Here is a 26,526-nt window from a genome sequence, read left to right as displayed (position 1 = left end):
CGGGCAGGACGGGACCGGGACCGTCGCACCCCCGTACACGTTCGACGCCGAGCCGGCGACGGCTGGAACAACTCGGTCACCCGGTCCGGCGGGATCACCCGCCCGCTGTTGGCTATCCGCAGGACCGGTCGCCCGCCGTCCAGTCCGGTCCGCAGCCGGATCCAACTCCCCGCCCCGTCCCGGTGGTTGTGGCGTACGGCGTTGTCGACGAGGTTGGCCACCAGACGCCCCATGAGCTGCGGATCCCCGAGCACGACACGCACGACGGGACGTGAAGGTGACCGGCAAGGCGTTCGACCCCACGCCGGATGCCTACAGGCGGGCCCTGGACACCTGCGCGCCGATCCTGAAGAAGGCCGGCATCACCTTCCCGGACCCCTCCGGCCTGCCGCCGGTGCCCGAGCCGGGCAAGGGGGCGCGGGCCCGGGCCCTGGTATGTCCCTGCACATCGAGCCCGCCCCCCCGTGAACCGGGCCTTCCGTCACTCACGACCAGCGGTATCAGGCACGTCCGAGTCCCACGAGGGGGACACCGCGGCCCCGGACGGATCAACTCCCGTCCGGGGCCGCGCGGTTCACACCGTACGCACTACGCGTCCAGCGACGTCATCACGTGCTTGATCCGCGTGTAGTCGTCGAAGCCGTACGCCGACAGGTCCTTGCCGTAGCCGGACTTCTTGAAGCCGCCGTGCGGCATCTCGGCGACCAGCGGGATGTGGGTGTTGATCCACACGCAGCCGAAGTCGAGGGACTTCGACAGACGCATCGCGCGGCCGTGGTCCTTCGTCCAGACCGAGGAGGCCAGGGCGTAGTCGACGCCGTTGGCCCACTCGATGGCCTGGGCCTCGTCCGTGAAGGACTGGACGGTGATGACCGGCCCGAAGACCTCGTTCTGGATGATCTCGTCGTCCTGCTTGAGGCCGGAGACGACGGTCGCGGCGTAGAAGTAGCCCTTGTCGCCGACCTGCTGGCCGCCCGCCTCGACCTTGGCGTGCGCGGGCAGGCGCTCGATGAACCCGGCGACCTGCTTGAGCTGATTCGGGTTGTTCAGCGGGCCGTAGAGCACGTCCTCGTCATCCGGCTGACCGGTCTTCGTCTCGGCGGCGGCCTTGGCGAGCGCGGCGACGAACTCGTCGTGGATGGACTCCTGGACGAGGACGCGGGTGGCGGCCGTACAGTCCTGGCCCGCGTTGAAGAAGCCCGCGACCGAGATGTCCTCGACGGCCTTGGCGATGTCGGTGTCCTCGAAGACGACGACCGGGGCCTTGCCGCCCAGCTCCAGGTGGACCCGCTTGAGGTCCTTGGACGCCGACTCGGCGACGGACATGCCCGCGCGGACGGAGCCGGTGATGGAGGCCATCGCCGGGGTCGGGTGCTCGACCATCGCGCGGCCGGTCTCCCGGTCGCCGCAGATGACGTTGAAGACGCCCTTGGGCAGGATGCCGCCGATGATGTCGGCGATCAGGACGGTGGAGGCGGGGGTGGTGTCCGACGGCTTCAGGACGACCGTGTTGCCGGCCGCGAGCGCCGGGGCGAACTTCCACACCGCCATCATCATCGGGTAGTTCCACGGCGCGACCTGCGCGCAGACGCCGATCGGCTCGCGGCGGATGATGGAGGTCATCCCCTCCATGTACTCGCCGGCCGAGCGGCCCTCGAGCATCCGCGCCGCGCCCGCGAAGAAGCGGATCTGGTCGACCATGGGCGGGATTTCCTCGGACCGGGTCAGCCCGATCGGCTTGCCGGTGTTCTCGACCTCGGCGGCGATCAGTTCCTCGGCCCGCTCCTCGAACGCGTCCGCGATCTTCAGGAGGGCCTTCTGGCGCTCGGCGGGGGTCTGGTCGCGCCAGGCCGGGAAGGCCGCGGCGGCGGCCGCCATGGCGGCGTCCACGTCGGCCTGACCGGACAGCGGCGCGGTCGCGTACGCCTCGCCGGTCGCGGGATTGACGACCTCGGTGGTCCGCCCGTCGGCGGCGTCCCGGAACTCACCGTCGATGTAATTGCGCAGACGACGCAGCTCGGTGCTCACTGCCGGCCCTCCAAGTTCAGGTGTCCAATCGCTGAGACACCCACCCTAATCCGTGGGCCCACGTTTTCAACACCCCTAGTCACCCCTTGACTGCGAAATCCGCAAGCTACGTCCTCGTAAACAACGAATTTCATCGCTACAGCCTTGCGGAACCGTCGAGACCTCGTGCACAGTGAGCTCGTGGCCAGTCGAAGCGCAGACCCCAGGGACTCCACCCGCGAGTCCAGGAACGGCAGTCCCCAGCTGGACTCCGTATCCCTCGCCATCATCGAGCAGCTCCAGCAGGACGGACGCCGTCCGTACGCCGCGATCGGCAAGGCCGTAGGCCTGTCGGAGGCGGCCGTGCGCCAGCGCGTCCAGAAGCTGCTCGACCAGGGCGTGATGCAGATCGTCGCCGTCACGGACCCGCTCACCGTGGGCTTCCGCCGGCAGGCGATGGTCGGCGTCAATGTCGAGGGCGACCTCGATCCAGTGGCGGACGCGCTGACAGCCATGTCGGAAGTCGAGTACGTGGTGATGACCGCGGGCTCGTTCGACATCCTCGCCGAGATCGTCTGCGAGGACGACGACCACCTGCTGGACGTCATCAACAAACGCATCCGGGCCCTGCCCGGGGTGCGCTCCACCGAGAGCTTCGTCTATCTGAAGCTCAAGAAGCAGACCTACATGTGGGGAACCCGATAGCCGTGAGCACACAGGACCTGAGCAAGACCGCGTACGACCACTTGTGGATGCACTTCACCCGCATGTCCTCGTACGAGAACGCGCCCGTTCCCACCATCGTCCGTGGTGAGGGCACCTACATCTACGACGACAAGGGCAAGCGCTACCTCGACGGTCTTGCGGGCCTGTTCGTGGTCCAGGCGGGCCACGGCCGCGTGGAGCTGGCCGAGACCGCCTTCAAGCAGGCGCAGGAGCTGGCCTTCTTCCCGATCTGGTCCTACGCCCACCCGAAGGCCGTCGAACTCGCCGAGCGCCTCGCGCACTACGCCCCGGGCGACCTGAACAAGGTGTTCTTCTCCACGGGCGGCGGCGAGGCCGTCGAGACCGCGTGGAAGCTGGCGAAGCAGTACCACAAGCTCACCGGCAACCACACGAAGTACAAGGTCATCTCGCGTGCGGTCGCCTACCACGGCACCCCGCAGGGCGCCCTGTCCATCACCGGCCTGCCGGCCCTGAAGGCCCCCTTCGAGCCGCTCGTCCCGGGTGCGCACAAGGTGCCGAACACCAACATCTACCGCGCCCCGATCCACGGCGACGACCCGGAGGCCTTCGGCCGCTGGGCCGCCGACCAGATCGAGCAGGAGATCCTCTTCGAGGGCCCCGAGACCGTCGCCGCGGTCTTCCTGGAGCCGGTGCAGAACGCCGGTGGCTGCTTCCCGCCGCCGCCCGGCTACTTCCAGCGCGTGCGCGAGATCTGCGACCAGTACAACGTGCTGCTCGTCTCGGACGAGGTCATCTGCGCCTTCGGCCGCCTCGGCACGATGTTCGCGTGTGACAAGTTCGACTACATCCCGGACATCATCACCTGCGCCAAGGGCATGACCTCGGGCTACTCCCCGATCGGTGCCACCATCGTCTCGGACCGGATCGCCGAGCCGTTCTACAAGGGCGACAACACCTTCCTGCACGGCTACACCTTCGGTGGTCACCCGGTCTCCGCGGCCGTGGCGCTCACCAACCTCGACATCTTCGAGCGCGAGGGCCTCAACCAGCACGTGCTGGACAACGAGGCCAACTTCCTGCAGACCCTGCAGAAGCTGCACGACCTGCCGATCGTCGGCGACGTCCGCGGCAACGGCTTCTTCTACGGCATCGAGCTCGTGAAGGACAAGGTCACCAAGGAGACCTTCACGGACGAGGAGTCGGAGCGCGTGCTCTACGGCTTCGTCTCCAAGAAGCTCTTCGAGTACGGCCTCTACTGCCGCGCCGACGACCGCGGTGACCCGGTCATCCAGCTGTCGCCGCCGCTGATCGCCGACCAGTCGACCTTCGACGAGATCGAGGGGATCATCCGTCAGGTACTGACGGAGGCGTGGACGAAGCTCTGATCTTCCTCCGGGATGATCAACAACGGCCCCGGTGGCGCCCGTTCGAGTGAGAATGGGCGCCCCGGGGCCGCGTGCTGTCCGGCCTCCCGGCCCCGACTCCCTAGCGTGCCCAGTGACCGATCGGCCCTGCCTTCGTTCCCTCGTCCGGAGGATCGGCAGCGCAAATCAGATCTGAACCGAGGTGTACGCGATGGTGGCCCCGCCGGACAACGACGTGCTCTGGGCACGCGCCCTGCACGTCAAGCACAACGGCTCGCCCGCGCTCAGCGGTGTCTCGCTCGGCATCCGCGACGGCGAGATCCTCGCCGTCGGCGGCCCGCGCGGCAGCGGCAAGACGACCCTGCTCCGGTGTCTGTCGGGGCAGCTGCTGCCCCAGCAGGGCGAGGTCTGGTTCAACAGCACACCGGTGCACACCATGGACCCCGTCACCCGCGAACGGCTGCGGCGCGACCGCTTCGGCTGGATCGACCCCACGCCGGTCCTCGTACCGGAACTGAACGCCTGGGAGAACGCGGCGCTGCCCCTGATGCTGCGCGGCTGTGGCCGCCGGGCCGCCAAGACCGCCGCCCTCGAGTGGCTGGAACGCCTCGACATCCGCGACTGCGCCCGCAAACGCCCGCACGCCCTGCTCCAGACCGAGCGGCAGCGCGTCGCCATCGCCCGGGCGCTCGCCCTCTCCCCCAAGGTGCTCTTCGCCGACGAACCGTCCGCCCCGCTGCACCGCGCCGACGGCGCCCACGTCCTGCGCACCCTCACCTCGGCGGCCCGCTCCCACGGCATCACGGTCGTCCTCGCCACGCACTACGCGGACACCGCGGCCCTCGCCGACCGCACCGTGTCGCTGCTCGACGGACGGCGCGTGAACACCCTCCACCTGCCCCCGGTCGTCGAGGCGGAAGGCCGGGCCGCGTGCTCGCTCTCCGTCTAGCCCGCGGGGCCCACTCCCTCGTCCAGCTGCGCAGACTCCTGGTCGCCGCCGCCTCGGCGGGCACCGGCTTCCTGCTGCTGTGCACGCTGGGGTTCGCGCTGGCACACCCGGATCCCTCGGCCGGCGCGCTGCTCCGGCTCCTGTGGTGCCTCGCGCCCGCCGCCGCCACCGTGTACTTCGCGGTCGCGGTCGCCCGTACGGACCCGGGGACCCGGCCGCGCCCCGGGCTCTCGGCGGTCGGACTCGGCCCCGGCCAGCTGATGGCGATCTCGGCGGTCACCACCGCCCTGTCGACCACGCTCGGCTCGGTGCTCGCGCTGCTCGTCTTCCTGCACCTGCGCGGCGATCTCCCCGGCAGGCCCTTCGACGGCGACCCGGCGGCCTTCCTCGCCTCCGACCACCCGCTGCCCCTGCCCGCGGCCCTGACACTGCTGCTCCTGGTCCCGCTGGCCGCCTCCGCGGCGAGCGCGGTGGCGCTGCGACCGCGGGGCGCCCGGCCGAGCCGCCCCCGACGGCCGGGCGCCGACGGGGACTCCCCCCGTGAGCGGTCGGGTAGGCGCGCCGAGTCCGGCCCGTACGCCGACCAGGCGGGGCGCCCGCTGGATCCGCAGCAACCCGCCCCTCCGCTGCCCACCCCGGGGGACTGCCCTGGGGCACCGCCGTCCTCGCGGCGGGCCTTGCCGTGGAGGCGTACGCGAGCCGTTCGGGACCCGGCCTTGTGCTGCCGGGCCGTTTCACGGGCGGCCCCGCCCGGGTGTTCGGCGGCTGGTCCCTGACCGCGCTCGGGCTGATGCTGGCCGCCCCCGCGATCACGCACCTGTGCGGGCGGCTGCTCCAGGCCGTACGCCCCGGCGTGCTGCGGCTGCTCGCCGGGCGCGTCCTGCAGGAGGAGGCCCGGCGCATCGGGCGCCCGCTCGGCGTGGTGTGCGCGGTCGCGTCCGGCGCGTACGCCGTGGCGACCGTGTACTCGGGGGCGCGGCCCTCGTTCGGTCCGCTCAGCACGCTCGGGGCGCTGCTCGTGGCCGGGTGCACCGTCGCGACCCTGCTGACGGCGGCGGTCGAGGCCAAGCACGCGCGCGCCGACACCACGGCGGCGCTGCTGCGCATGGGGGCACCGACCACGGTGCTGCGAGGCGCCGCGCTGCTCCGCGCGGGCGCGCTGCTCGCCGCGTTCGGCCCGCTGACCTGGGTGGTCGCGGAACTGGCGGCGGTGCCGCTGGTGCGCTGAGCACGCGTACCCGCTTCCTCCTCGCTTCTCCTTGCTTCTCCTTGCTTCTCCTTGCTTCCTTCCCGCTTCTTTTCTTTCCTGTTTCTTCCCGCCGGGCGATGAGTTCCGCGCGGAGTGGCGGTCTACCTCTGCGAACGGCACCACATCACTGCACCCTCACCGGGAGAGACCCCTCATGTACCAGCAGATGATCTTCGTGAACCTCGCCGTGAACGACGTCGACACCTCGAAGAAGTTCTTCACCGAGCTCGGCTACACGATCAACCCGCAGTTCACGACGGACGACTGCGCCTGTGTCGTCATCAGCGACACGATCATCGCGATGCTGCTGAGCAAGCAGCGCTACGCGGACTTCACGAAGAAGGAGATCGCGGACCCGACGAAGACCAGCGAGGTGCTGCTGTGTCTGAGCGCCGAGAGCCGCGAGAAGGTCGACGAGCTCTGCGACAAGGCCCTCGCGGCGGGCGGCTCGGGGACTCGGGAGGCCCAGGACCACGGCTTCATGTACGGCCGCACCTTCGACGACCTGGACGGCCACACGTGGGAGGTCATGTGGATGGACCCGGCCGCGGTCCAGAGCTGAGCACCCCCGGGGGGGGGACCTACGTGCGTGTCCCCCTCAAAGGGGGGAGCCCCACTCCGGAGCGACAGCCCTTCTCCGGAGCAGGAGACCGCCGCCCGCCGCCCGCCGCCGAAGGACACACCCCTAGCATGGCCGCGTGCAGCCAACTCCCCTTCACGCCGCCCATGACCGCGAGATCGAGTCCCTCGCCGAGTTCGACAAGGTCGTCTCGGAGCACGGCTCGCTGGCCCGATTCCGCGTCCAGGCCGTGGATCTGACGGACCGTACGGACAACCTGCTCGCCGTGGACACCACGGGTGCCGTCTTCCTCGGCTGCCCGATGGAATCCGAGGCGGCGGCACGGGTACGGGTCACCGGCGCGCTCGTCTTCCCGCCCATACCCGGACTGCCCTTCGACCCCTACCGAGGGCTGCTCTACTCCCCGGACGAGCTCTTCGCGTCGCTCGACGACGGCTACGAGGCGACCCCGGACGCCCGCGCGTACGCCTGGTTCCGGCAGACCAAGGCCGACGGCGACGTGTACGCGTCGATGCTGCGCGCGATCCACGACGACTCGGTGTCGGACGCACTCGACGAACTCCTCGTCGGCACCCGAGTGGTGGGCGTGATGGGCGGTCACGCGATGGCACGCGGCACGGAGGCGTACGAGGGCGCCGCCCGCCTGGGGCGCGAACTGGCGCGTGCCGGACTCACGGTCGCCACCGGCGGCGGCCCCGGCGCGATGGAGGCGGCGAACCTCGGCGCGTACGCCGCCCCGTTCGACGACGAGATGCTCACCGAGGCGCTCCGGCTCCTCGCCGAGGCACCGTCGTTCACCCCCTCCATCGGCGACTGGGCGCGCGCCGCCTTCGCCGTGCGCGAGCGCTGGCCGGACGGCGGCCCCTCCGTCGGCATCCCGACCTGGTTCTACGGCCACGAGCCGCCGAACGCCTTCGCCGCCCACATCGCCAAGTACTTCGCCAACGCGACCCGGGAGGACGGTCTGTTGGCCCGTTCGAACGCGGGTGTCGTCTTCCTGCCGGGCGCCGCCGGGACCGTACAGGAGATCTTCGACAACGCGACCCCGAACTACTACGAGTCGCGCGGTGAGCCCACCCCCATGGTTCTCGTGAACCATGCGCATTGGACCGAGAAGCACCCCACTTGGCCCCTTCTCCAATCCCTTGCCCACGAACGGTCGATGGCGTCCCGGATCGCACTGGTGGACCGGATCGAGGAGGCCCCGGAGGCGCTCAAACGCCTCGGCGGTTAATGACAAGGCAAAGCCGGTGACACGGCTGGGCATATGCATTGACAGCCCTTAGGTGGCACTTATAAACCTGTGAGGCCCGAGGGGGCCCTGTTGACACAGCAGAACCCCCCTTAAACCCCCCGCAGTTGCGCATTCTGTGAAGGGCAATCGTGTCCATATCTCGCCGTACCGCACGTTCCGTGCGAATCCTCGGTGTTGCCTCCGCCACGGCCGCGCTCGCGCTCGGCGTCGCCGGCAACGCCCTTGCCTGCACCCTTCGTGACTTCTCGGCCGTCGCCTCCTGCGACGACAACGGGAAGGGCATCATCACCGTGACCGACACCGACGCCTCGGGCGTCGAGGCCACGGTCAGCGTGTACCTGGAGTCCAACGGAGCGGACGCCCGCATGGTGGGCTCCGAGACGGTCAAGGGCACCAAGAAGGGTGCCATCGTCACCTTCTCCGAGGACTGGGCCGCCAACGCCACGTACCGCGTGCGCATCAAGGCCGGGAACATCTTCGACAAGGACATCGCGCCGCAGCTGACCACGCCGTCCACGGCGTGCAAGACCTCCGGGTCGCCGTCGCCCTCGGCCTCGGGGACTCCGAAGCCCTCCGAGACCCCCTCCTCGCCCGCCTCCTCGGGGACGCCTTCCGCGAACCCGTCGGAGTCGGAGAGCAGCGCCGCGCCCGCGACGCCGGGCGACAACGCCCCGTCCCCCGCGGCCGGTAGCTCCAACCTCGCCGAGACCGGTGCGAACTCCAACACCCCGATGATCGCCGGTATCGCCGGTGCCCTCGTGGTGGTCGGCGGCGGAGCCGTGTTCTTCGGCATGCGTCGCCGCGGCGCCTCGAAGTCGAGCTGAACCGCACACCGTACGTCCGCGTGAAGCGTGTGGCCCGTCCCTCTCGAAGGGGGCGGGCCACACGCCTGTCGGGGGACGCCGGCTAGCCGAAGGTCGCCCGCTCCAGCCAGAAGTCCAGCAGCTCCCGCTCCCCCAGCACCTCCAACCGCCCGTCGTCCAGCGGCAGTCGGCGGTAGAAGGCGAGCAGGATGTCGGTGAGCGGGCCGCGCAGCGCAACGGTCGCCTTCTCGTGGTCCCGGCGCCAGACGACACCCTCCTCGGTGAGTTCGACGACCCACTCGGCGTCGAGTTCGGGCGGGGTGTCGGTGGCATGCAGGTGGATGCTGCGGCCCGGGCCGCGCAGTTCGGCCGCGGCGGCGTCGTGCGGCCGCGTCCGCTGCACGAACTCGATGATCCCCAGCCACTCGTCGATCGCGTCCGCGGCCACATCGGGCGCCACCTCGTACGGCAGCCCGGCCGCCAGCGTCGCGTCGGCTCGGTGGATCACCAGCTCGTGCGTCATCCGGCGGGCCCAGAAGCCGGAGCTGAGGTCCCCGGCCCAGGCCCACACCTCGGTGTCGGGCCCCGCCTCGCGCAGCGCGGCGACGAGCATCTCGCCGGTCTCGGCGAGCCAGGCGTCCAGCGCGGCGGGGTCGCCCTCGGCGGCGGGTCCCTCAAGGAGCGGCACCTGCTCGTCGCGGACGTTCTCCTGCGCCTTCGTGCGGACGATGAGCTCGACCCAGCGCAGCGCCCCGCCCGTGTGCCGCACGAGCCGCTCCAGCGACCAGTCCGGGCAGGTCGGCACGGTCGCGGACAGGTCGGCCCCGGACGTCACCACGTCCCTCAGCCGCCGCACCTCCAGCTCGATCGCGTCGCAGTAGCGGTCATGTGCGAGTAGCGTCATGATCCGCACCCTATGGCGCCGACGGCTCCCCGAGCACCACGATTTCGGCTGCCTCGAACGCCACGCCGACCTCGTCACCGGGGGCGGGCGCCTCCCGCAGCGCGCACGCCGCCTCGATGAGCGGCGCGCCTTCCGGCTTCAGCTGTACGGCGACGTGGGTGCCCCGGAAGGTGCGTGCGGCGACGGTGCAGCGCAGCCCGTCCGCGGGGTCGACCAGCCGCACCCCAGCGGGCCGTACGAGAAGCGTGCCGGGGCCCTGCGCGGTGCCCTGCGGCACCGGGACCTTCCCCCACGGGGTGTCCGCGAGCCGATCGCGCACCGTCGCCGCGACCACGTTGTCGAAGCCGAGGAAACGGGCCACGAACTCGTCCGCCGGGTACTGCCAGACCTCAAGTGGCGTGCCGGACTGGGCGATCCGTCCCTCGCGCATCACCACGACCCGGTCGGCGAGCGCGAAGGCCTCGCCCTGGTCGTGGGTGACGGCGAGCACCGTCGTGCCCAACTCGCCGAAGAGCTGCCGGAGTTCGACGACCAGCCGTTCCCGCAGCGAACGGTCCAGCTGGCCGAGCGGCTCGTCGAGCATCAGCAGCCGGGGGCGCGGGGCGAGCGCACGGGCCAGCGCGACCCGCTGCTGCTCACCGCCGGAGAGGGCGGCGACGGCGCGTGCCCGGGCTCCGGGCAGCCCCACCAGCTCCAGCAACTCCTCGACGCGTGCGCCCTGTTGCCGCTTCGACGCGCCATGCATCCGCAGCCCGAAGGCGACATTGCCGCCCACGTCCCGCTGCGGGAAGAGCTGGTGGTCCTGGAACATCAGCCCGACACCCCGCTTGTGCGCGGGTACCCCGGCCTGGTCGCGTCCCGCCAGTAGCACGCGGCCCGTGTCGAGCGACTGCAGTCCGGCCACCGCCCGCAGCAGCGTGGACTTGCCGCTGCCGCTCGGTCCGAGCACACACACGATCTCGTGCTCGGCGACGTCGAGGCCGACGGCGTCGAGCACCGGCCGGCCGCCGAAGCGTACGGTCGCGGCCTCGACCCTCAGCAGGGCGTCGTGCGTCCGGGTCCGGGTCTGGGTCTGGGTCTCGGTCCAGGTACGGGTCCGGGTGCGGTGATGCTCCGTCGTCCCCTCCTCCGTCTCCTCCGTCTCCTCCGTCGCCTGCGTCGCCTGCTTCGCGAATCGCGCCATCAGAACTCCCCCGTCCGGTCGGTGCGGATGCGTTCCAACAGCAGCAGGGCCGCCGCGCACACCACCATCAAGATCGTCGAAAGGGCCATCGCCTGGCCGTAGTTGAGGTCACCCGCGCGCCCGAGCAGCCGGGCCACGGCGACCGGCAGGGTCGGGTTGTCGGGCCGCGCGATGAAGACCGTCGCCCCGAACTCGCCCAGCGACACGGCGAAGGCGAACCCCGCCGCGATCAGCAGCGCCCGCCGCACCATCGGCAGATCGACCTCCCGCCACACCCGCCAGGGCGAGGCTCCCAGGACGGCGGCCGCCTCCCGGAGCCGTCCGTCCACCGCCCGCAGCACCGGCAGCATGGTGCGTACGACGAAGGGGACGCCCACCAGAGCCTGCGCGAGCGGCACCAGGATCCAGGAGGAGCGCAGGTCCAGCGGCGGTTCGTCGAGCGCGATCAGGAAGCCGAACCCGACGGTCACGGCGGACACGCCGAGCGGCAGCATCAGCAGCGCGTCGAAACCCCGTACGAGACGCCCGGTCATGGAGGTCCCCCCGGTCGGGCGAAGCCGAGACTGGGGGAGGGTGAGCGCGGCGGCCGCCAGACCGCCGATCACGACGGCGATGGCGGTGGCGGCCAGCGCGTACTCCAGCGAGTTGCCGATCGCCGCGATCGGCGCCACCAGGAAGATGCCGCTGTCGGCCGAGGTCAACGCCCTGTAGTACGCGAATCCGTAGCCGCCGGGTGCGTCCAGGGACCGCTGGACCAGTACCCCGAGCGGCAGGACGAGAAGAACGAGGATGCTCGCCAGGACCCCGCCCAGCAGCGCCCACTGGCCGGCGCCGCGCGGCCTGCGTACGGTCACCTCCGGGGCCACCAGGCGCAGGGCGGTCTCCCGGCGGCGTACGGTCCAGGCGTGCACGGCGAGGATCGCGCCGACCGCCACGAACTGGACGATCGTCAGCACCGCCGCGGTCGCGAGGTCGAAGATCTCCGAGGTCTGCCGGTAGATCTCGACCTCGAGGGTGGAGAAGGTCGGCCCGCCGAGGATCTGCACCACACCGAACGAGGTGAAGGTGAACAGGAAGACCATCAGCGCGGCGGCGGCCACGGCCGGGCTCAGCGCCGGCAGCGTCACCTTGCGCCAGGCCGCGAACCGCGAGGCACCCAGCATCCGCGCGGCCTCCTCCTGACGCGGGTCGAGCTGCGACCAGAGCCCGCCGACGGTCCGTACGACCACCGCGTAGTTGAAGAAGACGTGCGCGAGCAGAATCGCCCAGACGGTGGTGTCCAGCCGTACGCCCCACAGCTGGTCGAGGAGTCCGCCCCGGCCCACCAGGGCCAGGAACGCCGTACCGACCACGACCGTCGGCAGTACGAACGGGACGGTCACCACCGCCCGCAGCACCTGCTTGCCCCTGAAGTCGAAGCGCGCGAAGACATACGCGCCGGGGAGTGCGATCAGTAGCGTGAGCGCCGTGGAGGCGAGCGCCTGCCAGGTGGTGAACCACAGGACGTGCCGGATGTCGGACTGAGCGAGCACCTCACCGATCCGTCCGAACCGCCAGGCCCCGTCGATCTTGAGGCCACGGGTGACGATCGCGGTGACGGGATAGGCGAAGAAGACGGCGAAGAACGCGACGGGCAGGGCCATCAGCCCCATCCGCGTCGCGCTCTCCTTGCGGCTCCTTCGAGGCGCTACTTCAGTACGAGCGAGGTCCACGACTTGACCCACTGGTCACGGTTGTCGGCGATCTTGGCGGGCGCCAGGGTCTCGGGGTCCTTGGCCTGCGGGCCGAACTTCACGAACTCCTCGGGCACGTGGGCGGCCGTGCGGACCGGGTACACGAACATGTTCAGCGGCATGTCGTCCTGGAACTTGACGCCGATGAGGAAGTCGAGAAGCGCCTTGCCGCCCTTCGTGTTCTTCGCGTTGCTCAGCAGCCCCGCGTACTCGACCTGGCGGAAGCAGGTGCCGCTCGCGACCCCGGTCGGCGCGGTCTTCGGCTTCGGGTCCGCGTAGATCACCTCGGCGGGCGGGGAGGAGGCGTACGAGACGACCAGCGGCCGGTCGGCCTTGGCCTTCTTGCCGCCCGCGGACCCGGAGAACTCGTCGTTGTAGGCCTGCTCCCAGCCGTCGACCACCTTCACGCCGTTGGCCTTGAGCTTCTTCCAGTAGTCCGGCCAGCCGTCGTCCCCGTACCTCGCGGCGGTCCCGAGCAGGAAGCCGAGGCCGGGCGAGGACGTGGCCGCGTTCTCGGTGACGAGGAGGTTCTTGTACGCGGGCTTGATCAGGTCGTCGAAGGAGGCCGGCGGGGCCAGCTTGTGCTTGCTGAAGTAGGCCTTGTCGTAGTTGACGCAGATGTCACCGGAGTCGATGGGCGTGACCCGGTGCCTGTCCTGGTCGATCCGGTACTGCTGGACGATCTGGTCGGAGCCCTTGGCCTCGTACGACTGGAACAGCCCGTTGTCGAGCGCGCGGGACAGCAGGGTGTTGTCGACGCCGAAGAAGACGTCGCCCTGCGGGTTGTCCTTGGTGAGGATGGCCTTGTTGACGGCCTGCCCGGCGTCGCCGTCCTTGAGGACCCTGACCTTGTACCCGGACTGCTTCTCGAAGTCCTCCAGCACGCTCTTCGACACGGCCCACGAGTCGTGGCTGACGAGCGTGACGGTCTTGGAGTCCCCGGCACCGGCGCTGTCGGAGGACCCGCACGCGGACAGCGTGACGAGGCCCAGTCCGATGGCGACGGCCGTGGTCGTCCTCTTGGTGATCACTGAATTCCTCCTGGGGTGACCAGGAAGAGACGCGGCCCTGCCCGGGATCCTCGGAAGGTTCCCGGGCAGGGCGCAACAGCTTGAGTGATGCCCGAACTTCCTACCCAGAATGACCTGGGCAAGGTTCAGAGGGTCTGCGGCCCACCGGTGCTCCGGCTACCGCACTCTCAGCGCTGTGGCGCTCCCCTGTCGGAATATGAAGATGTGGGTGGACCTCGCCAGATTACCGCTCGGTGGCGGCGAGCTGACCACAGGCTCCGTCGATCTCCTGGCCCCGGGTGTCCCGGACGGTCACCGGCACCCCGTGAGCCGCGATCGCCTCGACGAACGCCTTCTCGTCCTCGGGCCGCGAGGCGGTCCACTTCGAACCCGGTGTCGGGTTCAGCGGGATGAGGTTGACGTGCACGGGCTTGCCCCTGAGCAGCCGCCCGAGCCGGTCACCACGCCATGCCTGGTCGTTGATGTCCCGGATGAGGGCGTACTCGATGGACAGACGGCGCCCGGACTTGGCCGCGTACTCCCAGCCGGCGTCCAGCACCTCGCGCACCTTCCACCGCGTGTTGACGGGGACGAGGGTGTCGCGCAGCTCGTCGTCCGGGGCGTGCAGCGAGATGGCGAGGCGGCACTTGAAGCCCTCGTCGGAGAACCGGTGGATGGCGGGCACCAGCCCGACCGTCGACACGGTGATCCCGCGCTGCGAGAGCCCGAGTCCGTCCGGCTCGGGGTCGGTGAGCGCGCGGATGGCACCCACGACCCGCTTGTAGTTGGCGAGCGGCTCGCCCATGCCCATGAAGACGATGTTGCTCAGCCGCGCCGGGCCGCCCGGGATCTCGCCGTCCCTGAGAGCCCGCATCCCGTCCACGATCTGGTGCACGATCTCGCCCGTGGACAGGTTCCGGTCCAGGCCGGCCTGTCCGGTGGCACAGAACGGGCAGTTCATCCCGCAGCCCGCCTGCGAGCTGATGCACATGGTCACGCGGTCCGGGTAGCGCATCAGCACGGACTCGACGAGTGTGCCGTCGAACAGGCGCCACAGAGTCTTGCGCGTGGTGTCCTGGTCGGTCGACAGATGCCGCACGACCGTCATCAGCTCGGGAAGCAGCGCCTCCTGGAGCTTGCCGCGCGCGGCGGCCGGGATGTCAGTCCACTCCGCCGGGTCGTGCGCGTACCGCGCGAAGTAGTGCTGCGAGAGCTGCTTGGCGCGAAACGGCTTCTCACCGATCGCGGCAACCGCCTCTTTGCGCTCGGCGGGCGTGAGGTCGGCGAGGTGCCGCGGCGGCTTCTTGGCTCCGCGGGGGGCGACGAATGTGAGTTCTCCGGGCTTAGGCATGGCCATACCAGTGTCGCAGATCGAATCGCGTGACCTGGGCCGCGAGCCGTGCAGGGCGCCGCCCTTGCTACCAGATCCACATTCCGCCGAGGACGGAAGCTTTCGTCTGATCACGCGTTCGACCAGGCGTCCGGCGTGGTCGGGGCAGCTGGAGGGGCGGTCGGTTCGTTGGGGAATTTGAGGGTATTTGCCTGATATGAGTACTGCATCGATGTATTTGGCGGAGCCCAGCGGTCTGATCAGCCTCGCGCTGTTCTTGATCGCCGTGGCGCTCATCACACTCCTGGGCGGCAGCTTCTGGCTGAGCTGCCGTATGCGGACCCGCGCACCGCGTCTGCCACGCGCCGAGGAACAGCCGCACATACCGCAGGGTGGTCCGGTCCGCGAGATGCGGGAGGTCCGGGAGCCCGCCGAGGTACCCAAGGTGGCCAAGGGCCAGCACGCTCTCACCCCGTACGAGCTGACCCATATGTCGACCCGCACCAGCCCGTCGCAGAAGCGCGAGCGCTGGCACGACGGCGGCAGCGGCTCGTTCGGCAGCGGCGGACTGGGTCACCACTGACCCCGGGCCGCCGGCCGCCCGACGAGAAGCCGTCGGCTGCCCGACGAAAAGGGGCCCGCCGTCCTGTGGACGACGAGCCCCTCAGTAGCATGCGCGCAGGTCAGCCGGATCCCACGAAGAGCACCAGCAGCAGCCAGACCACCGGCGCCGTCGGCAGGAGCGAGTCCAGCCGGTCCATGATCCCGCCGTGGCCCGGCAACAGGGTGCCCATGTCCTTGATGCCCAGGTCCCGCTTGATCATGGATTCGCCGAGGTCGCCGAGCGTGGCGGTGGCCGCGACCGCGAAGCCCAGGATCAGCCCCTGCCACCACGTGCCGTCCTCGATCAGGTACTGCATGCACAGCGCGCCCCCGGCCATCGCGAAGGTGACCGCACCGAACAGGCCCTCACGGGTCTTGCCCGGGCTGATGCGCGGCGCCAGCTTGTGCTTGCCGAAGCGCCAGCCGATCGCGTACGCGCCCGTGTCGCTGACGACCGTCAGCAGCAGGAACGTCAGGACGCGGCGCGGACCGTCGTCGGCGGTCAGCATCATGGCCACGAACGTCGCCAGGAACGGCACGTAGAAGGCCGCGAAGACGCCGGCCGTGACGTCCTTCAGATAGCCCTCGGGCGGTTCCGTCATCCGCCAGACCAGGACCGCCAGCGCGGTGAGCGCCATCGCCACCCACGCGCCCTCGGCGCCCCGGACGTAGCCGGAAACGACCATCGCCGCACCGCCCACCGCGAGCGGGACGAGCGGCGCCTTGATGCCCTTGCGCTCCTCGAGCCGTGACGTGAGCTCCCACAGGCCCACCACCACGGCGACCGCTATGACCCCGACGAACACGGCCTTGACGACGAACAACGACGCGACGATCACCGCGCCGAGCCCGACGCCGACCCCTATCGCGGCACCCAGATCGCGTCCCGCACTCTTCTTCTGCGGTGCGGGCGCGGGCTGTGGGACGGGGCTGGGCATGGGCTCCTGCGGCTTCTGCGACGGGGTCCCGAGGGATCCCGCCGACGGGGTGTCGTCGCGGAACAGGGGGCCGCTCAGCCGAGCGGCCCCCCGGTCGTCATCCTGGTCTCCGCCGTGTGCGGGTACGTCGGGCACGATGGGCACGGGGCGAGTCTGCTGCGCGCTATGCGCATCGTATGCGGGACCCGCCGGGGCTGCCCCCTGGGCAGGCCCCTGCTCGGACGGCCCCCAGTACCCGGCTTGTGGCGGCGCCCCCCAGGAAGAGTCGTTCATCAGACCTCGAGCAGCTCCGCTTCCTTGTGCTTCAGAAGCTCGTCCACCTGAGCGACGTACTTCGCGGTGGTGTCGTCGAGCTCCTTCTCCGCGCGACGGCCCTCGTCCTCGCCGACCTCGCCGTCCTTGATCAGCTTGTCGATGGCGTCCTTGGCCTTGCGGCGGACCGAGCGGATGGACACCTTGGCGTCCTCGCCCTTGGTCTTGGCGACCTTGATGTAGTCCTTGCGGCGCTCCTCGGTCAGCTCGGGGAACACCACCCGGATGATGTTGCCGTCGTTGCTCGGGTTGACGCCCAGGTCGGAGTCACGGATCGCCTGCTCGATGTTGCGCATCGCGCTCTTGTCGAACGGGGTCACCACGGCCATGCGCGGCTCCGGCACCGAGAACGAGGCCAGCTGGTTGATCGGCGTCAGCGCGCCGTAGTAGTCGGCCACGATCTTGTTGAACATCGCCGGGTGCGCACGGCCGGTGCGAATCGCGGCGAAGTCCTCCTTGGCGACCACGACGGCCTTCTCCATCTTCTCCTCGGCCTCGAGGAGGGTCTCTTCGATCACCACTTGCTCCTGCGTGTCTTGAGTAGGCCCGGCAGCTGCTCCTCGTCGGGGTGGCGGCCGGCTGCGTCGCGTCTTATTCCTGCACGGTTCCGGACCGGCAGGACATTGTCCATCCCCCGGTCAGGGTCCATCCTCGGCCCGGACTTGTCCCCGGCCGAGGTCGGTCCCGGTCAGGCCCGGCCGCTTTGGTCACCCACGAGTGTGCCGATCTTCTCACCCTTGACCGCCCGAGCGATATTGCCCTCCGCCAGGAGCTCGAAGACCAGGATCGGCAGCTTGTTGTCGCGGCACAGCGTGATGGCGGTCATGTCGGCGACCTTGAGGTCGCGCGTGATGACCTCGCCGTAGCCGAGCGAGTCGAACTTGACGGCCTCGGGGTTGGTCTTGGGGTCGGAGTCGTAGACCCCGTCCACGCCGTTCTTGCCCATCAGCAGGGCCTCGGCGTCGATCTCCAGGGCGCGCTGGGCGGCGGTGGTGTCGGTGGAGAAGTACGGCATGCCCATACCGGCGCCGAAGATGACCACACGGCCCTTCTCCAGGTGCCGTACGGCGCGCAGCGGGATGTACGGCTCGGCGACCTGGCCCATGGTGATGGCGGTCTGCACCCGACTGTCGATGCCTTCCTTCTCCAGGAAGTCCTGGAGGGCGAGGCAGTTCATGACCGTGCCGAGCATGCCCATGTAGTCGGACCGGGCCCGGTCCATGCCGCGCTGCTGGAGCTCGGCGCCGCGGAAGAAGTTGCCGCCGCCGATGACGACGGCGATCTGGGCGCCGCCGCGCACGACGGCCGCGATCTCGCGGGCGATCTTGTGCACCACGTCGGGGTCGACGCCCAGTCCGCCGCCTCCGGCGAACGCCTCGCCGGAAAGCTTCAGCAGAAAGCGGCCCGCGCCTTTGCCGTCGTCGGTCTTCTCGCCCTTGTCGGCCTGGGTGGTGGTCATGGAGATCTCCTCATGGTGCACATACGAAGAAGGCCATTGCCGGTGGGGTGTTGTCTCCCATACGCGGCAATGGCCTCCTCGTCAGATCTGCTGTCGTCCGTCACGCACGCGCGCGTGTCGGCGTACGCGGACGACTGCTGCCGACCCTATAGGGGCCGCGCGTCGATCGCGGTACGGACTCAGATGCCGACCTTGATGCGCACGAAGCGCTTCAGGGTGACACCGGCCTCGTCCAGGACCTTCTGGACGGACTTCTTGTTGTCGAGCGCGTACGGCTGACCGAGGAGGGTGGCCTCCTTGAAGAAGCCGTTGACGCGACCCTCGACGATCTTCGGGAGGGCGGCCTCGGGCTTGCCCTCGGCGCGGGTGGTCTCCTCGGCGACGCGGCGCTCGGACTCGACGACCTCGGCCGGGACGTCCTCCTTGGAGAGGTACTTCGGCGCGAAGGCGGCGATGTGCTGCGCGACACCCTTGGCGAGGTCGGCATCGGCCTTGTCCAGCTCGACCAGGACACCGATCTGCGGGGGCAGGTCGGGCATGGTGCGGTGCATGTACGCGGTCACGTAGGCACCGGAGAACTGGGCGAAGCGGTCCAGGACGATCTTCTCGCCCAGGTTGGCGTTGGCCTCGTCGACGAACGCCTGAACCGTCTTGCCGGGCTCGATCTCGGAGCCGAGCAGCGCCTCGATGTCGGCCGGCGACGTCTTGACGACGTGCTGGGCGATCTCGTTGGCGACGGTCTGGAACTTCTCACCCTTGGCGACGAAGTCCGTCTCGCACTTCAGCTCGACCAGGACACCGGAGGAGTTGTCGTCAGCGATGATGGAGACCACGGCGCCGTTCTCGGCGGAGCGGCCTTCGCGCTTGGCGACGCCCTTCTGGCCCTTGATGCGCAGCGCCTCGACGGCCTTGTCGACGTTGCCGTCGGCCTCGTCCAGCGCCTTCTTGCAGTCCATCATGCCGGCGCCGGTGAGCTCACGGAGCTTCTTGACGTCGGCGGCGGTGTAGTTCGCCATGATTCCTGGAATCTCTCTCGAAGTCTGAAGATCTACGGGCCGAACGGCGGGGGCTTCGGTGTGCCCCCGCCGTTCGTGACCCGAAGGGGTGAGGGGTCAGGCCTGCTCGGCGTCCGCGGCCGGGGCCTCGGCGACGGGGGCCTCGGCGGCCGGGGCCTCGACAACGGCCTCGGCCTCGGCGACAACCTCGGCCTGCTCGGCGTCGGCGACCTTCTCCGTCTCGGCGGAGGTCTGGACCTCGGCGTCGTCGGCCTTCTTCTCGCCCTCGAGCAGGTCGCGCTCCCACGCGGCGAGCGGCTCGCCCGCGGCCTTGTCACCCTCGGCCTTGCCGGCACCGGAGCGGGAGATGAGGCCCTCGGCGACGGCGTCGGCGATCACGCGGGTGAGCAGGGTGACGGAGCGGATCGCGTCGTCGTTGCCCGGGATCTTGTAGTCGACCTCGTCGGGGTCACAGTTGGTGTCGAGGATGGCGACGACCGGGATGTTGAGCTTCCGGGCCTCACCGACCGCGATGTGCTCCTTCTTGGTGTCCACGATCCAGACGGCGCTGGGCACCTTCTGCATCTCGCGGATACCACCGAGGGTCTTCTCCAGCTTGGCCTTCTCGCGCGAGAGCACGAGAAGCTCCTTCTTGGTCAGACCGGAAGCGGCGACGTCCTCGAAGTCGATCTGCTCGAGCTCCTTGAGGCGCTGCAGACGCTTGTAGACGGTGGAGAAGTTGGTGAGCATGCCGCCCAGCCAGCGCTGGTTGACGTAGGGCATGCCGACGCGGGTGGCCTGCTCGGCGATGGCCTCCTGCGCCTGCTTCTTCGTGCCGACGAACATGACCGTGCCGCCGTGGGCGACGGTCTCCTTGACGAACTCGTAGGCGCGGTCGATGTACGACAGCGACTGGAGCAGGTCGATGATGTAGATGCCGTTGCGCTCCGTGAAGATGAAGCGCTTCATCTTCGGGTTCCAGCGACGGGTCTGGTGACCGAAGTGGACGCCGCTTTCCAGCAGCTCCCGCATCGTGACGACGGCCATGGCCGTTCTCCTTGGTGTTCTCGGTTGTGCCGCGCGTGCCGGACGGCACTCGCGCCTGACGCCCGCGATGCGCCTTGCCACGAGGGACCGAGGGGCGCTGACACCGGCTTTTGATGGCCGGATGTCGGGGCGTGCGAAGTCGACCCGGTGACCCGGATCGCCACGAGAAGTGTACGGGACCCGGAAGGTGCAGGGTGACGCCGCTGTCCACAACCGGCCGGTGGTCCACAGATCCCGGCCATGATCCGTCAGATGCGGGACCGTTCTCGCATGCGAGCGAAACGATGTGTGCGTACGTGGCTGGGGTTGCTGTTGGGAATGACGGTGACCGTGCTGGGTGCGCTGACCCCCTCAGCCCTGGCCCGGGCGAACGGTCCGGCGCCGCCGTCCGCCGCCGGTCCACCGGCGCCCGACGCTACGGTTCCGCCGGTCGCCCGCCTCTGGCCGGTGGGTCTGCGCCCCTCGGTCCTGCGGGGTTGGGACCCGCCTGCGACGCCGTATGCCCGCGGCCATCGTGGAGTGGACCTCGCGGCACCCCCGGGCGTCCCGGTCCGCTCCGTCGCGGCCGGCCGCGTCTCCTTCGCTGGGCGGGTCGCGGGGCGTGGAGCGGTCGCCGTCGAACTGACGGGCACGGGCGCTCCGCCCCTGCGCACGACTTTCACCCCGGTACGGGCAACCGTGCACCAGGGTGACGAGGTGACCGCGGGCGAGGTACTGGGCACGCTCGAACCGGGCGACGCCCACTGCGGAACGCCATGCCTGCACTGGGGCCTGCGAAGAGAGAGAACGTACTTGAACCCCCTGTCCCTGCTCCCGCCCTGGCTCCTGCACAGGGACCCGTCCCGCCTGCTCCCGGTGACGAGCGTGCTGCCGTGAAAAACGCGAGAACCACGGGCCGCGGCCACGCTTCAGGCCTGGCTTGGTCAGGACACACAGGTGGGGGGCCAGGACATGTGTGGGGCCAGGAGAGGCGCATCCACCCGCGGCAGGAGAGGCGCATCCATCCGCGGCAGGAGAGTCATCTCCATCCGCACGGGGGAGCAACGCCTTCGGACAGAGCCCGCCGACCGGGCCTGGCCGTCCGCGCCGTCGCCCCGTCGGCGGGCACCCGGTGCGCAGGGGCTCAGCCGCGTACGCCCCGTAGTGCCATACCCACCGCGGCGTCCGTGATCACGCCGGGCTCCTCCGCGGCCCCCAGTTCGATCCTCCGGACCGCCGCGTCGACCACGCCCTGAAGGAGCATCGCGGCCAGCCGGGGCTCGGCGTGGCCCATCTGCCGCAGCGCGTCGACGATCATCGCCACCAGTCCGCCGTGCGCCGCGCGGATCTTCTCCCGGGCCCCGGCGTCGAGCTCACTCGCGGAGATCGCCACGACAGCCCGGTGCCGCCGGTCCCCGACCAGGGCCAACTGCTGCCGAACGTACGCCTCGACCTTGCCCTCGGGCCCGTCCGCCGCCGCCATCGCCGCCGAGACCTCCGCGGCCCAGACCGGAAAGTCCACCTCGCACAGCTCTTCGACCACGGCCGCCCGGGACCGGAAGTACTCGTACACGGAGGACCGCGCGAGCCCCGTGCGCTCGGCGAGGGCCGGGAAGGTCAGCGCCTCCGTCCCGCCCTCGGACAGCAGGGACCGGGCCGCGTCCAGCAGGGCGGCTCGCTGCATCGACCGGTGCTCGGCCACGGAGGCCGCTCGAATCCTTGGCACGTCCTCCACTTTACGGACGGACCGCCCCGGACGGCAGTCACTCCCACCACCCGACGGGAACGCGCCATCGAGGGGTGGCGACCGGGCAGGGACGATTCAGCAGCTTGCCCCGCTCGAGCTCAGCGCCCGAAACTCGCCAGCTTGGCGCGCAACTGGAGCACCGACTTGGTGTGGATCTGGCTCACCCGGCTCTCCGTCACTCCCAGCACGTTCCCGATCTCCGCGAGCGTCAGGCCCTCGTAGTAGTAGAGCGTGACCACGGTCTTCTCCCGCTCCGGCAACGTGTTGATCGCCCGTGCCAGAAACCTCCGCAGCTCCCGGTCCTCGGCGATCTCCACCGGATTGTCCGCCGCGGTGTCCTCCAGCGTGTCCATCAGACTCAGCCGGCCACCGCCCTCACCGCCGACGTGCAACAGCTCCTCCAGCGCCACCACGTTGGCCAGCGACAACTGGCTGAAGACCGCGTGGAGTTCCTCCACCCCGATCCCCATCTCGGAGGCCACCTCACCCTCCGACGGCGTCCGCCGCAGCCGCGCCTCGAGCGTCGCGTACGCACGCTCCACATTGCGCGCCTTCTGCCGCACCGACCGTGGGATCCAGTCCAGCGCCCGCAACTCGTCGATCATCGCGCCCCGGATCCGCGTGATCGCGTACGTCTCGAACTTGATCTCCCGCTCGATGTCGAACTTCTCGATCGCGTCGATCAGCCCGAACACCCCCGACGAGACGAAGTCGGCCTGCTCCACATTGGCCGGCAGACCCACGCTCACCCGCCCGGCGACGTACTTCACCAGCGGCGAGTAGTGCAGGATCAACTGCTCGCGCAGCCGCTCGTCCCCCGTCGCCTTGTACGACCGCCACAACTCGTCGAGCGTCGAGGGAGCGGGCGGCCGCACGCTACCGCCGTCGCGGGCGGCTGGGGGGATCGCCGCCCGATCGGACCCGGAGGTGTGCTGGGGCATTCGTCGCCTTGTGCCGTTCTGCCGTGAACTGGGGGTACCTGAGTGAGCTGTCGCGCTGATGTCGAGTTGCCTGTCCTGCGTCGGAATCCACGTGAGCGTAGCGTGACTGGAGCGTCGCAGTGCGCGAAGGGGAGCGGATCAACCGTGCGCAGATACGTTCCGCTGTGCGTCCCTCGGGGGCACGTTCGTCGCCCTCCGTGATCGCCGAGAGACATCAACTGCGGGAATTGCCAAGGCTGTCGGCGTTCGCCCGGACGGCCGAACACGCTCGGTCAACACCCGTGACGATCGCCGCGGACCGAGATCATTGCCTGGCGTGTCAACTTCCAGCCGTCGCCGTGTCGTTCGACGAAACCAAGTGATCGGAGTTCGTACAGCCTCCCGACCGCGTCGTCCGTGGTGGTCCCCGCCCCGCGGGCGATGTCCTCCGCTCCCGCCAGACCGCGCGCCGGCAACGCGGCCAGCACACGTCCGGCGCCTGGATCCAGCAGGTCACGCGGCAGCACGGGCCCGCGCCGGTCCGGGGCCAGCTCACCGATGTCGCCCACCAGTTCCGCGACCTCCGCGGCGTCCGTGACCAGGACCGCCTCCCCGCGCAGCAGCTCGTGCACCCCGGCCGACAGCCCGCTGGTGACGGGGCCCGGCACCCCCATCGCGAACCGCCCCAGCCGCTGCGCCGCCCGCGCCGTGACCAGCGCGCCACTGCGGTACGCGGCCTCGACGACCACGGTCCCCCGGGTGAGCGCGGCGATGACCCGGTTCCTGAGGATGAATCTGCTCGGCGTGGGATGGTCACCTGGCGGCAACTCCCCCACGACCAGCCCCTGTTCGGCGATCCTGCTGATCAACTCGGTGTGTCCGCGCGGATAGGGCCGGTCGACTCCGCAGGCCAGCACGGCGACGGTGGCGCCGCCCGCCCCGAGGGCGCCCCGGTGCGCGGCGCCGTCCACCCCGTAGGCACCGCCCGACACCACCACCCAGCCCCGCTCGGCGAGCCCGGCGCCGAGCGTGGCGGCCATATGGGCGCCGTACTCGGTGCAGGCCCGGGCTCCGACCACGGCGACCGAGCGCAGCGCCCATATCCGCAGGCTGGGCATCCCCCGTACCCACAGGCCGGTGGGACGTGTGTCGCCGAGATCGTCGAGTTGCGCCGGCCACTCGGGGTCCCCGGGGCACACGAACCGGGTTCCGGCCTCCCGCGCCACCGCGAGGTCCCGCTCCGGATCCGCTCGCTCCGCCCGGGCCCGCAGTCCCGCCCAGCGCTTGTCCGTCACTCCCCGTGGTTGCTCGCCGCCCACGACGAGCCGCCGGACCGCCTCCGCGGCACCGACCGCCCGCAGCCAGCGCCCGAAGACCTCGTCGCCCGGTTCGATCACCCGCGCGAGGAAGGCCCGCTGGAGCCTCTCGTCCTCCTGGCTCACGAGAGCGCGCCGATCGCCATCGGTACCCCACGGGGGACCCCGGTGCGCAGTTGCAGGGCGAGGGCGACGTCCGTCGCGCCGGGTCGGTCGTGTCCCACGAGGTCCGCGACGCTCCAGGCGACACGCAGCACCCGGTCGAGGCCGCGGGCGGTCAGGGCACCTCGCTCAAGGCTCCGCTCCGCCTCGTCCATCGCGCCCAGGGACGCGTACCAGCGGCTGCGCAGCTCCCGGCCCGGCACTTCGCTGTTCGTCCGCCAGGGCGTGCCCGCCAGCCGCACGGCGGCCCGCTCCCTGGCCGCCCGCACCCGGTCGGCGACCGTCTCGGTGGATTCGCCCCGCGCACCGCGCTCGGTCAGCTCGGACCTGGTGACGCGGTCCACCTCGACCCGCAGGTCGACGCGGTCGAGCAGCGGCCCGGAGAGCCTGGCCTGGTAGCGGCGGATCATGGAGGGCGGGCACTCGCACAGGTCGTCCCGCCGCGAGAAACGGCCGCAGGGACAGGGGTTCGCCGCCAGCACCATCAGGAACCGCGCCGGAAACCGCACCACCCCCGCACTGCGCGCGATCACCACATGCCCCGCCTCCAGGGGCTGGCGCAGCGCGTCGAGGGCCTGGCTGCTGAATTCGGGCGTTTCGTCCAGAAAGAGCACCCCGCGGTGAGCCAGGGACACCGCGCCCGGCCGTGCGATTCCCTGGCCGCCGCCGACGAGGGCCTGCATGGTCGCCGAGTGGTGCGGGGCGCAGTAGGGAGCGATGTCGACCAGGGGTTTGCCCGGTGGCAGCAGGCCGGCGACCGAGTGGACGGCGGTGACCTCCAGGGATTCACCCTTGGTGAGCCGCGGCAGGACGGCCGGCAGCCGCTCGGCGAGCATCGTCTTGCCGGCTCCCGGGGGACCCTCCAGGAAGAGGTGGTGACCGCCCGCCGCCGCGACCTCCACGGCGGTCCGTGCCGAGTGCTGGCCCACGACGTCGGCGAGGTCGTGACCGTGGTCGTGCTGGGCCGCGCCCATCCCGTGCATGCCGGTGGCGGCGCCCGTGCCCGGCATCCGCAGTCCCGCCATCAGCGGATCCGGTCGCCCCTGCTCGTCCGGATCCTCCTCGGGCACCGGCTCGTCCGTGAGCACCGCGATCAGCTGGCGCAGACTGCGCACCCCGAGCACCGAGATCCCCGGTACGAGCGAGGCCTCGGCGGCCGCGCACTCGGGCACCACCACCTGCTCGTACCCGGCGTCCGCTGCGGCCAGGACCGCCGGCAGCACGCCCCGCACCGGCCGTACACGTCCGTCCAGGCCCAGCTCGCCGATCATCACGATGTCGGAGAGCACCCGGGGATCGATGCGCTCGGCGGCTCCCAGCACCGCGCAGGCGACGGCCAGGTCGAAGCCGCTGCCGCCCTTGGGTACGGATGCCGGGCTCAGGCCGACCGTGAGCTTCTTCTGAGGCCACGCCGAGCCGGAGTTCACCACCGCCGCCCGGACCCGGTCCTTGCTCTCGGTCAGGCTCTTGTCGGGCAGGCCGACCAGGGTGAAGGCCGCGACGCCCGGCTCCAGGTCCGCCTGGACCTCGACGACCACGCCCTCGACGCCCACGAGGGCCACCGCACAGGTACGCGCGAATCCCATCAGGCCACCCCCCGCGCGTGCTCGACCACGGGCGCGCCGCGATCGGGGAGGACGACGCCGATCAGATCGATGCGGACGCCGCCGGGTGGTGCCCCGCCGTGTTCCTGGAGCCAGCGTTCGGCCAAGCCGCGCAGGCGCTGTGCCTTGGCCGGCGTGACGGCCTCCATCGGGTGCTCGAAGGCTCCCGCCTTGCGCGTCTTGACCTCGCAGACGACGAGCGCGTCGCCGTCCCGGGCCACGATGTCGATCTCGCCGGTCCTGCCGCCGCGCCAGTTGCGCGCCAGGACCGTCATCCCGGTCTCGGTCAGCCGTCGTGCGGCCAGATCCTCGCCGTACTTGCCCAGTGCGTTGCGTGCCTCGGGTGTGTTCATGTCGGCACCACCTCCGGCGCCAACACTGAGGCCACTT

Annotated in this window: 24 protein-coding genes and 2 pseudogenes; 9 read left to right on the top strand and 17 right to left on the bottom strand. The window is 70.4% G+C overall.

Annotated features, from left to right (window positions below; all coding sequences use genetic code 11):
* Positions 1-62: 62 nt before the first annotated feature.
* A pseudogene (locus AAFF41_RS51720) lies at positions 63-254 on the bottom strand (sensor histidine kinase); the annotation flags it as partial.
* Positions 255-588: 334 nt separating this feature from the next.
* Complete coding sequence (locus AAFF41_RS33605) at positions 589-2,028, bottom strand: gamma-aminobutyraldehyde dehydrogenase (RefSeq protein WP_054235337.1); 1,440 nt, start codon at positions 2,026-2,028, stop codon at positions 589-591.
* A 165-nt stretch (positions 2,029-2,193) separates the two neighbouring features.
* Here AAFF41_RS33605 and AAFF41_RS33600 point away from each other — a divergent pair, with 165 nt between their 5' ends.
* From AAFF41_RS33600 to AAFF41_RS33570, 7 genes and pseudogenes are all read left to right on the top strand, one after another.
* Positions 2,194-2,712 (top strand): Lrp/AsnC family transcriptional regulator, encoded by a 519-nt coding sequence (locus AAFF41_RS33600; protein ID WP_054235338.1) that lies wholly within the window; start codon positions 2,194-2,196, stop codon positions 2,710-2,712.
* On the top strand, positions 2,697-4,079 hold the full coding sequence (locus AAFF41_RS33595) for an aspartate aminotransferase family protein (protein ID WP_319747256.1): 1,383 nt from the start codon (positions 2,697-2,699) through the stop codon (positions 4,077-4,079). Before AAFF41_RS33600 ends, AAFF41_RS33595 begins: the two co-directional genes overlap by 16 nt.
* A gap of 190 nt (positions 4,080-4,269) precedes the next feature.
* On the top strand, positions 4,270-5,007 hold the full coding sequence (locus tag AAFF41_RS33590; RefSeq protein WP_168496091.1) for an ABC transporter ATP-binding protein: 738 nt from the start codon (positions 4,270-4,272) through the stop codon (positions 5,005-5,007).
* Positions 4,989-6,235, top strand: a pseudogene (locus AAFF41_RS33585) (hypothetical protein). The gene AAFF41_RS33590 and the pseudogene AAFF41_RS33585 overlap by 19 nt, the downstream one beginning before the upstream one ends.
* Positions 6,236-6,410: 175 nt before the next feature.
* Positions 6,411-6,818 carry a VOC family protein gene (locus AAFF41_RS33580; protein WP_075031245.1) on the top strand — a complete coding sequence of 136 codons (408 nt, stop codon included), beginning with the start codon at positions 6,411-6,413 and terminating at the stop codon, positions 6,816-6,818.
* 136 nt (positions 6,819-6,954) lie between these two features.
* Positions 6,955-8,070, top strand: a complete 1,116-nt coding sequence (locus AAFF41_RS33575) for an LOG family protein (protein WP_319747252.1) — start codon at positions 6,955-6,957, stop codon at positions 8,068-8,070.
* A gap of 179 nt (positions 8,071-8,249) precedes the next feature.
* Positions 8,250-8,915, top strand: coding sequence for an LAETG motif-containing sortase-dependent surface protein (locus tag AAFF41_RS33570; protein WP_319747250.1), 666 nt, complete (start codon positions 8,250-8,252; stop codon positions 8,913-8,915).
* Positions 8,916-8,997: 82 nt separating this feature from the next.
* Here AAFF41_RS33570 and AAFF41_RS33565 read toward each other — a convergent pair whose 3' ends face one another.
* The 5 genes from AAFF41_RS33565 to rlmN form a co-directional block, all read right to left on the bottom strand.
* On the bottom strand, positions 8,998-9,798 hold the full coding sequence (locus tag AAFF41_RS33565) for a maleylpyruvate isomerase family mycothiol-dependent enzyme (protein WP_343325112.1): 801 nt from the start codon (positions 9,796-9,798) through the stop codon (positions 8,998-9,000).
* A 10-nt stretch (positions 9,799-9,808) separates the two neighbouring features.
* Positions 9,809-10,981: an ABC transporter ATP-binding protein gene (locus AAFF41_RS33560; RefSeq protein ID WP_319747245.1), complete on the bottom strand. Its 1,173-nt coding sequence runs from the start codon at positions 10,979-10,981 to the stop codon at positions 9,809-9,811.
* On the bottom strand, positions 10,981-12,633 hold the full coding sequence (locus AAFF41_RS33555) for an ABC transporter permease (protein WP_343325111.1): 1,653 nt from the start codon (positions 12,631-12,633) through the stop codon (positions 10,981-10,983). Before AAFF41_RS33555 ends, AAFF41_RS33560 begins: the two co-directional genes overlap by 1 nt.
* 35 nt (positions 12,634-12,668) lie before the next feature.
* Entirely contained in the window at positions 12,669-13,742 is a 1,074-nt protein-coding gene (locus AAFF41_RS33550; protein ID WP_319747427.1) for a thiamine ABC transporter substrate-binding protein, read from the bottom strand.
* Between the two features lie 226 nt (positions 13,743-13,968).
* Positions 13,969-15,075, bottom strand: coding sequence for a dual-specificity RNA methyltransferase RlmN (gene rlmN, locus AAFF41_RS33545; protein WP_054235438.1), 1,107 nt, complete (start codon positions 15,073-15,075; stop codon positions 13,969-13,971).
* A 196-nt stretch (positions 15,076-15,271) separates the two neighbouring features.
* On the opposite strand from rlmN, the gene AAFF41_RS33540 reads away from it, so the two are divergent.
* On the top strand, positions 15,272-15,637 hold the full coding sequence (locus AAFF41_RS33540) for a DUF6479 family protein (protein WP_107437991.1): 366 nt from the start codon (positions 15,272-15,274) through the stop codon (positions 15,635-15,637).
* Between the two features lie 100 nt (positions 15,638-15,737).
* Here the strand turns inward: AAFF41_RS33540 and AAFF41_RS33535 are convergent, their stop codons facing one another.
* The 5 genes from AAFF41_RS33535 to rpsB all read right to left on the bottom strand — a co-directional run bounded on the left by AAFF41_RS33535 (position 15,738) and on the right by rpsB (position 20,408).
* Positions 15,738-16,868 carry a phosphatidate cytidylyltransferase gene (locus AAFF41_RS33535; RefSeq protein WP_343325110.1) on the bottom strand — a complete coding sequence of 377 codons (1,131 nt, stop codon included), beginning with the start codon at positions 16,866-16,868 and terminating at the stop codon, positions 15,738-15,740.
* Positions 16,868-17,425 carry a ribosome recycling factor gene (frr, locus tag AAFF41_RS33530; protein ID WP_054235439.1) on the bottom strand — a complete coding sequence of 186 codons (558 nt, stop codon included), beginning with the start codon at positions 17,423-17,425 and terminating at the stop codon, positions 16,868-16,870. Before frr ends, AAFF41_RS33535 begins: the two co-directional genes overlap by 1 nt.
* Positions 17,426-17,595: 170 nt before the next feature.
* Complete coding sequence (gene pyrH / locus AAFF41_RS33525; RefSeq protein ID WP_054235346.1) at positions 17,596-18,366, bottom strand: UMP kinase; 771 nt, start codon at positions 18,364-18,366, stop codon at positions 17,596-17,598.
* Between the two features lie 179 nt (positions 18,367-18,545).
* Positions 18,546-19,382, bottom strand: a complete 837-nt coding sequence (gene tsf, locus AAFF41_RS33520; protein WP_060901200.1) for a translation elongation factor Ts — start codon at positions 19,380-19,382, stop codon at positions 18,546-18,548.
* 96 nt (positions 19,383-19,478) lie between these two features.
* Entirely contained in the window at positions 19,479-20,408 is a 930-nt protein-coding gene (gene rpsB / locus AAFF41_RS33515) for a 30S ribosomal protein S2 (protein WP_099920447.1), read from the bottom strand.
* Between the two features lie 270 nt (positions 20,409-20,678).
* On the opposite strand from rpsB, the gene AAFF41_RS33510 reads away from it, so the two are divergent.
* Positions 20,679-21,284, top strand: a complete 606-nt coding sequence (locus AAFF41_RS33510) for a peptidoglycan DD-metalloendopeptidase family protein (RefSeq protein ID WP_343325109.1) — start codon at positions 20,679-20,681, stop codon at positions 21,282-21,284.
* A 247-nt stretch (positions 21,285-21,531) separates the two neighbouring features.
* Here the strand turns inward: AAFF41_RS33510 and AAFF41_RS33505 are convergent, their stop codons facing one another.
* The 5 genes from AAFF41_RS33505 to AAFF41_RS33485 form a co-directional block, all read right to left on the bottom strand.
* Positions 21,532-22,089 carry a TetR/AcrR family transcriptional regulator gene (locus tag AAFF41_RS33505; RefSeq protein WP_054235350.1) on the bottom strand — a complete coding sequence of 186 codons (558 nt, stop codon included), beginning with the start codon at positions 22,087-22,089 and terminating at the stop codon, positions 21,532-21,534.
* A 143-nt stretch (positions 22,090-22,232) separates the two neighbouring features.
* Positions 22,233-23,075: an RNA polymerase sigma factor WhiG gene (whiG, locus tag AAFF41_RS33500; RefSeq protein WP_319747237.1), complete on the bottom strand. Its 843-nt coding sequence runs from the start codon at positions 23,073-23,075 to the stop codon at positions 22,233-22,235.
* A 272-nt stretch (positions 23,076-23,347) separates the two neighbouring features.
* On the bottom strand, positions 23,348-24,496 hold the full coding sequence (dprA, locus tag AAFF41_RS33495) for a DNA-processing protein DprA (RefSeq protein ID WP_343325108.1): 1,149 nt from the start codon (positions 24,494-24,496) through the stop codon (positions 23,348-23,350).
* The gene (locus tag AAFF41_RS33490; RefSeq protein ID WP_319747233.1) at positions 24,493-26,118 is read right to left on the bottom strand and encodes a YifB family Mg chelatase-like AAA ATPase; all 1,626 of its coding nucleotides are present in this window, start codon (positions 26,116-26,118) and stop codon (positions 24,493-24,495) included. The genes dprA and AAFF41_RS33490 overlap by 4 nt, the downstream gene beginning before the upstream one ends.
* Entirely contained in the window at positions 26,118-26,489 is a 372-nt protein-coding gene (locus AAFF41_RS33485) for a YraN family protein (protein WP_343325107.1), read from the bottom strand. The genes AAFF41_RS33490 and AAFF41_RS33485 overlap by 1 nt, the downstream gene beginning before the upstream one ends.
* Positions 26,490-26,526: the final 37 nt, after the last annotated feature.

The sequence above is a fragment of the Streptomyces mirabilis genome, assembly GCF_039503195.1.
Taxonomy (GTDB): domain Bacteria; phylum Actinomycetota; class Actinomycetes; order Streptomycetales; family Streptomycetaceae; genus Streptomyces; species Streptomyces mirabilis_D.
This window is presented reverse-complemented; position numbering and strand designations above follow the sequence as displayed.